The sequence below is a fragment of the Solwaraspora sp. WMMD406 genome (assembly GCF_029626025.1).
GTDB lineage: Bacteria > Actinomycetota > Actinomycetes > Mycobacteriales > Micromonosporaceae > Micromonospora_E.
Window position 1 is genome coordinate 3389607 of the sequence record NZ_JARUBF010000001.1, and the last position, 11976, is coordinate 3401582.

General features: G+C 72.1%; 8 protein-coding genes. 4 read left to right on the top strand and 4 right to left on the bottom strand.

What is annotated here, in order from left to right; translation table 11 throughout:
• Positions 1 to 336 precede the first annotated feature (336 nt).
• The 4 genes from pyk (at position 337) to O7632_RS15240 (ending at position 4335) form a co-directional block, all read left to right on the top strand.
• Positions 337 to 1785 carry a pyruvate kinase gene (pyk, locus tag O7632_RS15225; RefSeq protein ID WP_278115018.1) on the top strand — a complete coding sequence of 483 codons (1449 nt, stop codon included), beginning with the start codon at positions 337 to 339 and terminating at the stop codon, positions 1783 to 1785.
• Positions 1786 to 1844: 59 nt separating this feature from the next.
• Positions 1845 to 2708: an acyl-CoA thioesterase II gene (locus O7632_RS15230; protein ID WP_278120062.1), complete on the top strand. Its 864-nt coding sequence runs from the start codon at positions 1845 to 1847 to the stop codon at positions 2706 to 2708.
• 35 nt (positions 2709 to 2743) lie between these two features.
• Positions 2744 to 3205 carry an Rrf2 family transcriptional regulator gene (locus O7632_RS15235; protein WP_278115019.1) on the top strand — a complete coding sequence of 154 codons (462 nt, stop codon included), beginning with the start codon at positions 2744 to 2746 and terminating at the stop codon, positions 3203 to 3205.
• Positions 3206 to 3366: 161 nt separating this feature from the next.
• Complete coding sequence (locus O7632_RS15240) at positions 3367 to 4335, top strand: sulfite exporter TauE/SafE family protein (RefSeq protein ID WP_278115020.1); 969 nt, start codon at positions 3367 to 3369, stop codon at positions 4333 to 4335.
• A gap of 30 nt (positions 4336 to 4365) precedes the next feature.
• Here O7632_RS15240 and O7632_RS15245 read toward each other — a convergent pair whose 3' ends face one another.
• The 4 genes from O7632_RS15245 to O7632_RS15260 all read right to left on the bottom strand — a co-directional run bounded on the left by O7632_RS15245 (position 4366) and on the right by O7632_RS15260 (position 11731).
• Entirely contained in the window at positions 4366 to 5913 is a 1548-nt protein-coding gene (locus O7632_RS15245; RefSeq protein ID WP_278115021.1) for a pyridoxal-dependent decarboxylase, read from the bottom strand.
• A 53-nt stretch (positions 5914 to 5966) separates the two neighbouring features.
• Positions 5967 to 7229: a LacI family DNA-binding transcriptional regulator gene (locus O7632_RS15250; RefSeq protein ID WP_278115022.1), complete on the bottom strand. Its 1263-nt coding sequence runs from the start codon at positions 7227 to 7229 to the stop codon at positions 5967 to 5969.
• Positions 7229 to 10186 carry a glycoside hydrolase family 3 protein gene (locus O7632_RS15255; RefSeq protein ID WP_278115023.1) on the bottom strand — a complete coding sequence of 986 codons (2958 nt, stop codon included), beginning with the start codon at positions 10184 to 10186 and terminating at the stop codon, positions 7229 to 7231. Before O7632_RS15255 ends, O7632_RS15250 begins: the two co-directional genes overlap by 1 nt.
• Before the next feature lie 315 nt (positions 10187 to 10501).
• On the bottom strand, positions 10502 to 11731 hold the full coding sequence (locus tag O7632_RS15260; RefSeq protein WP_278115024.1) for an ROK family transcriptional regulator: 1230 nt from the start codon (positions 11729 to 11731) through the stop codon (positions 10502 to 10504).
• Positions 11732 to 11976: the final 245 nt, after the last annotated feature.

Genomic DNA, 11976 nt, shown 5'->3' on the forward strand with positions numbered 1-11976 from the left:
GCCGACGGGTGATGAGTTAACCGTGTCGATGTGACGATCCGGCTAATGATCGCGTAACGATCAGTGGGATCCGGCGGGATCCGGTGGGTGGTGGGTTCGGCGTGGGCCGAGGGCTTGGGTTCATCCGGTGTGTGACAGCGAGCCGCCCGGGCGTACCGCCGCGGTCATGTGGCGCGCTACGCTGATGGGTGCGGTCGTCGATGCCCGCCGGTCAGGCGTCCTGCGGCCCGCCCGTGGTGACGATGTCGCCGTGGAGCGGCCGGACGCTGGTGAGCACTTCCGTTCGGACATCTGATGGGTCGGCCACTTGGTCGATCAAGGGGAGAGACTAGCCTGATGGGCGTGACACGCCGCGCAAAGATCGTTTGTACGCTTGGCCCCGCCACGTCGTCCCCGGAGCGCATCCGCGGACTGGTGGAGGCCGGCATGGATGTGGCCCGGCTCAACTTCAGCCACGGCAGCCACGCCGACCACGAGCAGGTCTACCGCCTTGTCCGGGAGGCCGCGAAAGCGTCCGGCCGGGCTGTCGCGGTCCTCGCTGACCTGCAGGGTCCCAAGATCCGACTGGGTCGGTTCGCCGACGGCCCGCACGAGTGGCGCACCGGTGACTCGGTGGTGATCACCAGTGACGACATCCTCGGCACCCGGGACCGGGTCTCCTGCACCTACCGCAAGCTGCCCCAGGAGGTGCGCCCCGGCGACCGCCTGCTGATCGACGACGGCAAGGTCGCGGTCGAGGTCAGCGCGGTCGAGGGCAACGACATCCGGGTGCTGGTCGTGGAGGGTGGGCCGGTCTCCAACAACAAGGGCGTCTCGCTGCCCAACGTCGCGGTCAGCGTGCCCGCGATGTCGGAGAAGGACACCGAGGACCTGCGTTTCGCGCTCGGGCTGGGCGCGGACATGGTCGCGCTGTCTTTCGTCCGGTCGCCGGAGGACATCAAGCTGGTCCACGCGATCATGGACGAGGAGGGTGTCCGTCGGCCGGTTCTGGCCAAGGTCGAGAAGCCGGAGGCGGTCACCCATCTGGAGGCGATCGTCGACGCTTTCGACGGCGTCATGGTCGCCCGTGGTGACCTCGGTGTCGAGTTGCCGCTCGACGAGGTGCCGTTGGTGCAGAAGCGCGCGGTACAGCTCTGCCGGGAGAACGCCAAGCCGGTCATCGTCGCCACCCAGATGCTGGACTCGATGATCGAGAACTCGCGGCCGACCCGGGCCGAGGCCTCCGACGTGGCCAACGCGGTGCTCGACGGTACGGACGCGGTGATGCTCTCGGGCGAGACCAGCGTCGGGAAGTACCCGGTGTTGACCGTCAGCACCATGGCCAAGATCATCACGACGACGGAGCACGGCTCACTCTCGGTGCCCCGGCTGCAGCACGACCCCCGTACCCACGGTGGTGCGCTGACCTCGGCCGCCTCGCACATCGCGCGGGCGATCAACGCCAAGGCGATGGTGGCTTTCACCCAGACCGGCGACACCGTGCGCCGGCTCTCCCGGCTGCAGTGCGAACTGCCGCTGCTGGCCTTCACCCCGGTCGCCGAGGTACGCGACCAGTTGGCGCTGTCCTGGGGCGTGGAGACCTTCCTGATGCCGTTCGTGCAGCACACCGACGACATGTTCCGCCAGGTCGACCAGGCGTTGCTCGGTCTCGGCCGGGCCAACCCCGGCGAGTACGTGGTGATCGTCGCCGGCAGCCCGGTCGGCACTCCGGGATCCACCAACACCCTGCGGGTGCACCAGTTGGGCAGTCTCGTCGACGTGACGGCGGCCCGGGCGTTGCAGTGACCGCAGCCGGTCGACCGACCGACCCGAGCCCGGCGGCACCGCCGCCGGGCTCCGGCCCGATCTCCGGCCAGGCCGCCGTCGACCACCTGCTGGAGGTCCTCGACCTGGAACAGCGGGGTACGGCCGCCTTCCGGGGGATCAGCCCGAAGGTCGGGCCGCAGCGGGTGTTCGGCGGGCAGGTCGCCGGCCAGGCGTTGGTGGCCGCCGGACGGACCGTCGACCCGCAACGGCTGGTGCATTCGCTGCACGGCTACTTCGTCCGACCCGGCGACAGCGCTCAGCCGATCGACTACGAGGTGGAGAACATCCGCGACGGGCGGTCCTTCTCGGTCCGTCGGTCCGTGGCCTACCAGCACGGCAAGCCGATCTTCTTCATGTCCGCGTCGTTCCACCACCACGAGGACGGGCTGGAGCACCAGGCGCCCCAGCCGCCGGACGTGCCCGCCCCGGAGGCGGTCCCGACCATGGCGGACCGGCTCGCCCGCTATCCGGAACGGCTCGGCGTCTGGGCGGTCATTCCCCGGCCGATGGACGTGCGCTACGTCGGCGAACCGGGGCTGGTGGCGCCGGGCGACCGACCCGCCGACCCGTACCAGCGGGTCTGGATCCGGGTCGACGGCAAGCTGCCCGACGATCCGTTGCTGCACGCCTGCGTCCTCACCTACGCCTCGGATCTGACCCTGCTCGACTCGGTGCTGTCCGTACACGGCGAGGTGTGGGGACCGGGCGGGGTGACCGGCGCCAGCCTCGACCACGCGCTGTGGTTCCACCGCCCGTTCCGGGCCGACGAATGGTTCCTCTACGACTGCTGGAGCCCGTCCGCCGCCGGTGGTCGCGGCCTCGCCACCGGCCGCATGTTCACCCGCGACGGCCGGCACATCGCCAGCGCCGTCCAGGAAGGTCTGGTCCGCCGGATCGGCTAGTCCCATACGGGAAACAATGGCGTAACCTGACGGGTATGCGCCTCTCCGCACGGGTCGACTATGCGTTGCGGGCCGTCGCCGAGTTGGCGTCGGCCGCGGTCGAGGCGCGACGGACCGTGCTCACCGCCGAGCAGGTCGCCCGGGCACAGGGCATCCCACCCAAGTTCCTGGAGAGCATTCTGCTGCAGTTGCGTCGCGGCGGCGTGGTGCAGGCCCAGCGCGGTCCCGACGGCGGCTACTGGTTGGCCCGGCCGGCCGAGGACATCACCCTGGCGGAGATCATCCGGGTGATCGACGGTCCGCTCGCCAACGTCCGGGGACAGCGGCCGGAGGAGCTCGGCTACCAGGGATCGGCCGCCGCCCTGCAGGAAGTGTGGATCGCGTTGCGCGCCAGCGAGCGGGAGATCCTCGAATCCGTCTCGGTCGCCGACGTGGCCACCGGGAAGCTGCCCGACCGGGTCCGGGACCTGGCCGCCGATCCGCGCGCGTGGAGCTGATCCGCTGATCCGCGTGTCGGTGCTTCCGGGCTGAGGTCGCGGCCGGGCGGGTCGTCGGCATCGTGCCCGACTCCGGTCAGTGAATCGACTGTTGACAGGAGGACCTTACTTCCCACATTCTCTACTAAGTCTGTAGGTTTGATCGTTGAAGTGGGTGGCTCGTGCGGAAATTGCTGATACTCGCCCTGGTCGGTCTGCTCGCCCAACTCGTCGACGGCGCCTTGGGCATGGCGTACGGAGTCACCTCGACGACCCTGCTCCTACTCGCGGGCGTGGCACCCGCCTCGGCCAGCGCCTCCGTGCACCTGGCCGAGATCGGCACCACACTCGCCTCCGGCACCGCCCACTGGCGCTTCGGCAACGTCGACTGGCGGATCGTGGCCCGGATCGCCGTACCCGGTGCGGTGGGGGCCTTCGCCGGTGCCACCCTGCTCAGTTCGATCTCCACCGAGGCCGCCGCACCGTGGATGGCGGGCATCCTGCTGGCCCTCGGGGTCTACCTGCTCCTCAGGTTCGCCCGACCGGTCGGTGCCACCCGGGTCCGCCGGCCGCTGCGGACCCGGTTTCTCGCCCCCCTCGGGCTGACCGCCGGTTTCATCGACGCCACCGGTGGCGGCGGCTGGGGCCCGGTGGCCACCCCGTCGCTGTTGGTCTCCGGTCGGCTGGAGCCGCGCAAGGTGATCGGCTCGGTGGACACCTCGGAGTTCCTGGTCGCCGTCGCCGCGAGCCTCGGTTTCCTGATCGGGCTCGGCGCGCAGGGCTTCGTCTTCCCGATCGTGGCGGCCCTGCTGGTCGGGGGCCTGATCGCCGCGCCGATCGCCGCGTACCTGGTCCGGGTCGTACCGGCCCAGCTGCTCGGCGCGGCGGTCGGCGGGCTGATCGTGCTCACCAACTCGCGCACCATGATGCGCGCCTTCGACGTGGCCGGTGAGCTGCGGGTGACCGTCTATCTGCTGGTCGTCGCCGCCTGGGTGGTCGCTTTCGGACTGGCCGTACGGGTACTGCGCCGTACCCGTGCCGAGGCCGCCGGCACGCCGGATCACCTGGTCGGGTCAGCGAACGCCGATCCGGCGCAGGCCGGCCACCCGGAGGGCAGGGAGGCGGTCGTCACCCACCCGAGGTCGTCGTGACCACCGCTGGCGGCGCGGCGGCGACGTGGTTCACTGGTCGAGCCCCAGCAGCTCGTCGGCGGTCCGGCTGATCAGGTCCCAGGCGGCGACCAGATGGCGCCGCTCGGTACGCGGAGCACCCACCGCCAGCCGCAGCGTGAACCGCCCGCCGACCCGGGTGTGGGTCAGGAAGACACTCCCGTCGCTGTTCACCCGCCCGAGCAACCGGGAGTTCAGCGCGTCGGCTCGCTCCTGCGGGGAGTTCAGCGAGTCGGCTCGCTCCTGCCGGCCGTCGGGCAGGTCGGCCCGGAGCCGGAAGCAGACCAGCGCGAACGGTCCCGGTGCGACCACCTCGAACCGGTCGTCGGCGGCGACCCGCCCGGCGAACCAGGCCGCGTGCTCCACTGCGGATCGTACGTGCGCCCGCAGTCCGCGCGCGCCGTACCAGCGGAGCACGAACCACAACTTGAGTGCCCGGAACCGCCGGCCGAGGGGCACCTGCCAGTCACGGTAGTCGATCACCGCACCGGATTCGGAGGCCGCGTTGCGCAGGAACTCCGGCAGCACGGTCAACGCGGCCACCAACCCGGCCCGGTCGGCCACCCAGAACGCGTCGCAGTCGAAGCCGGTCAACAGCCACTTGTGTGGATCGAAGCAGTACGAGTCGGCCCGTTCCAACCCGGCGTGGGTCCAACGAAGTTCCGGGCAGACCGCGGCGGCGCCGGCGTAGGCGGCGTCCACGTGCAGCCACACCCCGTACTCGGCGCAGATCGGGCCGATCCGCTCGACCGGGTCGATCGCGGTCGTCGAGGTGGTGCCGATGGTGGCGACCACGATCGCCGGCCGCCGCCCGCCGGCCACGTCGGCGGCGAGCGCCGCGCGCAACGCCGCCGGTCGCATCGCCATCGTCGTCGGATCAGTCTCGATCAGCCGTACGTTGTCGTCGCCGATCCCGGCGATCCGGGCCGCCTTCTCGATCGACGAATGTCCTTCGGTCGAGGTGTACGCGGTGTAGCCGCCCGTGGTGCCGTCGGTCCGCCAGCGTCCGCCGCTCGCCCGGTGCAGCGCGGCGAGCGTGGCGACCAGGGTCGCCGAGGACGCCGAGTCCTGGATGACGCCGCCGCCGCCCGAGTCGCTGCGGAACCGGGACGGCAGATCCAGCAGTTGCGCCAGCCAGTCGAGCATCACCGTCTCGATCTCGGTGCAGGCCGGGCTGGTGGCCCAGAGCATGCCCTGTACGCCGAGCCCCGCGCTGACCAGGTCGCCCAGCACGCTCGGCCCCGAGGTGTTGGCCGGAAAGTAGCCGAAGAAGCCGGGATGCTGCCAGTGGGTCAGGCCCGGTGCCACGATCCGATCGAGGTCGGCGAGGACGCCGTCGAAGCCGGTGCCGTCCTCCGGCGGTGCCGCCGGGAGCGCGGCGGCCACCGCCCCCGGCGGGCTGTCCGCCGGCTGGACCGGCCGCCGCTCCAGGGTCTCCCAGTAGCCGGCGATCCAGTCGACCACCTCGTACCCGTACCGGCGGAACTCAGCGACGTCCATGTGCCCGGGATCGGCGGGGGCCGGGCCGGGCCGGTCGGCGGCCGCCATCTCGTCTGCCATGGCGCGAGTCGATCAAGAATCGGCACGCGGGGCAAGCCACCCGCCGCCGACCGTCAGGTGGTGCCGGTGCGGGCCGCCGGCGTTGTCGCCCGCTCCGGTGTCGTGGACCGGGCCTGGGCGGCGACGCTGCTCTTGGTCGGTCGGGTTCCGCTCGGCTGGGTGCCGCTCGGCTGGGTGCCGGCCGGGCCGGTGCCGGCGGTGGCGGTGCCCGTGCTGGCCCGTACGGTCAGCCGTGGGTCGAGCAGCGTCGCCGCCGGCACCGGCTCGTCCTCCAACTTGCGCATCAGCAGGTTGACCGCCTGCCGCCCGACGTCCTCGGCGGGGATCGACACCGAGGTGAGCGCCGGACCGGAGCGTTCGGCCACCTCGTCCGGACAGATCGCCACCACCGAGATGTCGCCGGGCACCTGCCGGCCCAGGGTCGGCAGTGCGGCCAGGACGTGCCCGACCGCTGCTTCGTTGTGCACCACCAGGCTGGTCAGCCCGGGATGGCGGTGCAGCAGGCCGGCGAGCTCACGGCGTACCGCGTCGAAGTTCTCCTCACAGGGCTGGGCGATCGCGTCGACGCCGTGCTGGTCTGCGGTCTCGGCGAAGCCGGCCCGGGTGCGATGCGCGAAGCCGGTCTCCCGCTCGTAGACCACCGACGGCGCGCCGAGCAGGGCCATCTGCCGATGTCCGAGCGTCGCCAGGTGGTCGACGCACGCCGCACCGGCCCGATAGAAGTCGAGGTCGACGCAGGTCAGACCGTCTGCCTCGGCCGGGAAACCGATCAGGACGCTGGGCCGTTCCAACTCGCGCAGCAGGGGCACCCGGGGGTCACGCATCTCCACGTCCATCACCACGATGCCGTCGACCATCGCGCTCGCCGCGATCCGGCGCAGCCCGGCCGGTCCCTCGTCGGCCGTGACCAGCAGGACGTCGTGGTCGTACTGTCGCGCGGTGGTGACCACGGCGGTCGCGAACTGCATCAGCACCGGCAGGTGCATGCCGGAGCGCAGCGGCAGGACCAGCGCGATCACGTTCGCCCGTCGGCTGGCCAGCGCCCGCGCACCGGCGTGCGGGTGGTAGCCGAGAGTGTGGATGCTGGCCAGGACCCGCTGCCGGGTGGTGGCCGAGATCGCCCGTTTGCCACTGAGCACGTAGGACACCGTGCTGACCGCGACCCCGGCGTGTCGGGCGACGTCGGCGATCGTCACCATGTCGGGCCGTTTGCCGGTGCCCGCCACCGTGGCCGACACCGGCGAGGGGAGGTCGTCGGCCGGTGCGTCAGACCGGCCGCCGGCACCGCCCGCCGGTGGGTGCGACCGAGTGGACACTAGGCACCTCCATCCTTGTCCCCGGCCGGACCACCGTCCGTGGCGTCGGCGAAATTCAGGTAGCTCACGGTAGCGCCTGCGGCACCGAACAGCAGATAGAGGTCCCGTACTCCGGACACACCGTGGAGCTCACCGCGCACCGTCGCCCATTCGTGCCGGCCACCGGTCACCGGCACCGGCAGGGTCCCGGCGACCGGTCCGACCAGCGGGTCGTCCAGCCGCAGGGTCAGGGTCGACCCGTCCGGTCCGCAGTCGGCCCGCCGCTGCGCGACCCGGGCGGTGACGGCGGTCGGACCCGAGCCGAAGTCCACGCCGGCGAAGGCGATCCAGCCGCCCGCCTCGGCCGCGCCGACCGCCGATCCGGTCACGCCGTCGGTGTCGGCGTCGGTGTCGCGGGCGGTGCCGTCGACGTCGTCGGTGGGTTCGATGCCGGCGTAGTCGTCGTTGTCCGCCGCCCACAACGGCCCGGCCAGCGGATCGCGCGGGCCGACGCGCTCGCCGCGTACGGTGAGTGTGGTGGTGGCGACCAGATCGGTGCAGGACCGGCCGATCGCGACGGTGTGCCGGGCGCTCTCCACCACCGGGCGGCCCCGGGTCACGTCCCAGCTGGCCAGGTCGGCGGCGGCGAGCCGGAACCGTACGGGCTCCTGCGCCCCCGGCCCGAGCTCGATCCGGTGGAATCCGCGCAGCTGACGCAGCGGCTGCTTGACCCGCGAATGTCGCTGCCGGGTGTAGAGCTGCACCACTTCGGTCCCGGCGCGGGTGCCGGTGTTGCGCACCGTGACACTGACCTCGACCAGTCCGTCGGCGTCCGTGGTGGCGGCCGACAACCTCAGGTCGCGGTAGTCGAAGGTGGTGTAGCTCAGGCCGTGCCCGAACGGGTAGAGGGGGTCGCCCCGGAAGTAGAGGTAGGTGGCGTCCGAGGCGATGATGTCGTAGTCGAGCAGGTCCGGCAGGTCGGCGGTGCGCCGGTACCAGGTCTGGGTGAGCCGGCCGGCGGGGTCGGCGTCGCCGCAGAGCACTTCCGCCAGCGCCGCGCCGTACTCCTGACCGCCGTGCGCCGACCACAGGATCGCCGGGACGTGCTGGTCGGCCCATTCCACGGCGTACGGGTAGCTGCTGGCCAGCACCAGCACCGTCCGGGGGTTGGCGGCGTGCACCGCGCGCAGCAGCGACTCCTGGCCGGCGGGCAGCGCCAGGTCGGTGCGGTCCTCGGTCTCCCGTCCGCACACCATCGGATGGTTGCCCAGCACGACGACGGCGACGTCGGCGTCGCGGGCGAGGGCCGCCGCGTCCCGGGCACCATCGGCGACCAGTTCGACGGTGAACGCGGTCGCCGTGTCGACGCTGGTGGCGTCGGCCCGCAGCACCCCGTCGGGGTCGACGATCACGAACCGGTCCCGGGCCAGGTGGTGCAGGGCCAGCCGGCCGTCGGCGCGGCGGACCAGCCGGAAGGTCTCGTTGACCACCCAGCCGCCCGGTCCGGTGCGATCGTTGCGCAGCACACCGTCGTCGGCGGCGGCCAGATGACGTCCATTGGCGACGCTGCGCAGGGCGATCACGCCGTCACCCCAGCTGAACAGGTCGAACCAGCTTTCGGGCACCGCCTCGGGGGCGCTGGCCGTCAGCGGACCGCCGTCCGGGTCGCCGCTGGCCCGCAGGTACGCCGTACCGGTGCCGACGCGCAGTGCGATCCGGTCGACGCCTTCGTGCGGGGTGACGGTGGCCGTGTCGAAGCGGGCGGCCAGCCCGTCGCGGGCGGTCACCGCGTACGGCAGGGTCCCGCTGTACCAGTCGGTCAGTACGGTGTCGGCGAGCGGGCCGATCACCGCGATCCGCCGGATCCGGCCGCTGTCCAACGGCAGTAGCGGCGGCTCCTGCGGGCCGACGGGTGCGTTGCGCAGCAGGACGATCGACGCTCGGGCGGCGGCGCGGGCGAGTCGTTGATGTGCCGGGCAGTTGATCACGTCGGTGTCGATCGCCGCGTACGGGTTGCGGTCGGCGGGGTCCAGGTCGCCGAGCCGGATCCGGATCGCCAGGATGTGCCGGACCGCCTGGTCGACGTCGGCCTCGTCGAGCAGTCCCCGGTCCAACGCCTCGGTGATCCGCGCGATGGTGGGGGCCGGATCGGCGTCGTTCTCGGTGAAGCTGTCGATACCGGCCCGCAGCGCCGCCGCGTATCCGGTGACGTGATCGGGAAGGTACGCCTGGGAGCCGGCGATGTTGGTGGCCGCCCCCGCGTCGCCGACGACCAGGACGTCCTGGTCGGTCCAGCGCCGTAGCTCGTCGTCGATCAGCGGGCTGAGGTGCGCGGGCCGACCGTTGACCAGGTTGTACGACGCCATCACCGCGACCGCCGCGCCGGCGGCGATCGGGGCGCGGAAGGCGGGCAGTTCGTATTCGTGTAGCACCCGGGGCGGCAGGTTGCTGGAGGTGGTGTCACGATCGGTCTCGTTGTTGTAGCCGAGGAAGTGTTTCAACGTGGGCGCGGTCCGCAGGTAGGTGGGGTGGTCGCCGCGCAGCCCGCCGGCGTACGCGGTGGCCAGTTCCCCGGTCAGCCACGGGTCTTCGGCGTAGCCCTCCTCGTTGCGTCCCCACCGGGGGTCGCGTAGCGGGTTGACCACTGGTGCCCACACGTTGAGTCCGGCGGTGCCCGGATCCTTGTGGTGGAAGGCCCGTGCCTCGGTGCCGACCGCTTCGCCGACCGCGCTCAGCAGTCGCGGATTCCAACTGGACGCGAGCCCGATCGCCTGTGGGAAGACTGTCGCCGGGCCGAGCCAGGCGACCCCGTGCAGTGCTTCGGTGCCGGTGCGGAACGCCGGGAGGCCCAGCCGCCGCACAGCTGGCTGATGCTGGTGCAGCAGGGCGATCTTCTCCGCGCGGGTGAGCCGGCTGAGCAGGTCGGTGACCCGGGCGGTGAGGGGCTGTTCGGGATCGCGGAACGTGCTGTCGCTCATCGTGGATCGCCTTCCGGGATCTGCGGGGCGCCCGGCGTCCGGTTGGTGGGAAACGGTCGGTGGACCCGTTTCCGGCGCCGTGCGCGGGCAGGCGGCGGTGCGGAGTGGAGCCTGGCCGCCAGCCCGGGAAGCGCCGGCTCGAAGCGCTTCGACGACCGTCCGAAAAATGCCCCACCATCGACACGGTTTCACACGTGTTAACCGCAGAGCCCTTTGAGGTTGACATCCACCCCGGCGGCCGGTCAAGGGGCCATCCGCCACGAATTGATGTCGGTCGTGCGACCGCGCGGCGGCGGGGCGGCGGGCGCGGTCGCCTCAGCCGCCGGGCTTGGTCGGTATCGCCGGCATCCGACCGCTGTCGATCGCCGCGATCGCCCGGGTGGCCCCGCCGGTCGCCGCCGCGCCGCCGGCCAGAGTGGACGCGACCAGTCGCGCGCCGCCGGCCTCCGGTGCCACCGTACGGGCTGCCAGCTGCTCCTGCGCGGCCGGCAGCAGCCAAGCGGCCAACGGAACGTAGTAGCCGCCGAGCAGCACCACCTCGGGGTTGACCAGGTTGGCCAGGATCGACACCCCGGTGCCCAGGTGCCGGCCGATCTCGGCGAGTGTGGCCAGGGCGCGCTCGTCACCGGCGCGAGCCAGGGTCCGTACCCGGTCGATCTCCGGCGCGAAGTCGGTCAGCGGCCCGTCGGCCTCGGCGTCGGGCAGGACCCGGCGGATCAGGGCGGGCACGCTGGCGAGCGCCTCCAGACATCCGTTGGCGCCGCACCGGCACACCGGCCCCTCGGGGTCGAGCTGGATGTGTCCGATCTCGCCGGTGAAGCCACGCGCGCCGTGCAGCAGCCGACCATCGACCACCAGGCCGGCGCCGATGCCGGCACCACCGGTGAGGTGCACCAGGTTGGCGGTGCCGGCGTGCGGTCCGTGCCGGTGTTCGGCCAACGCGGCCAGTTGCGCGTCGTTGTCGACCACCACCTCGTACGCCGGCTCGCGCAGCGCCCGGATCAGGTCGGTGCGCAGGTCCACGTCGCGCCAGCCGAGTTCGGGAGACAGGCAGACCCGCCCGTCGCGGTCGACCAGACCGGGTACGCCGACCGTCAGCCCCAACACCTGGCGACCCTGCCGGGACACCCGGGCCACCGCCCGGCCGGCCAGCGCGGCCACCGTACTCGCCGCCTTCCCGGGGGTGGCGGCCAGGCCGGTGAACGCCCGCCGCCAGGACAGCAGCTCGCCGCCCGCGAGGTCGAGCGCGACGGCGGTGAGGTGGTCCGCGCTGATCTCGATGCCGACCGCCGCGTACGCCGCGCCGTCGATGACCAGCATGGTGGCCGGCCGGCCGATCCGGTGCTCGGTCAGCCCGATCTCACGTACCAGCCGCCGGTCGATCAGATCGGCGACGAGGCTGGAGACGGTCGCCTTGTTGAGCCCGGTGGCGGCGGCGATGTCGGCCCGGGAGCACGGTGCGTGGGCGCGGACGTAGCGCAGCACGACCGCGAGGTTGGTGGCGCGTACGTCGGTCAGGTCCGCTGGTTGCGGGCCGCTCTGCATGGTGATCACGTTACGCCTCGCCGACCTGGGTGATCGGCTCGGCCGTCGGCGTACGGGGGTCGGGTTCCGGGGGTGGGCCGCCGCTGGTGGGTCGCGTCATGTCGGCCTCCCTTGTGGCACCTGTCACCGTCGGCTACTTTGTTTAGTCACCAGACGAACTAACTCTAGCGTGCAAACCGTACCCCCACACCCCCATTACGAGCGGCACGTCACCGGCGGCCATACCGGGACAGCCGCTCGCCGAT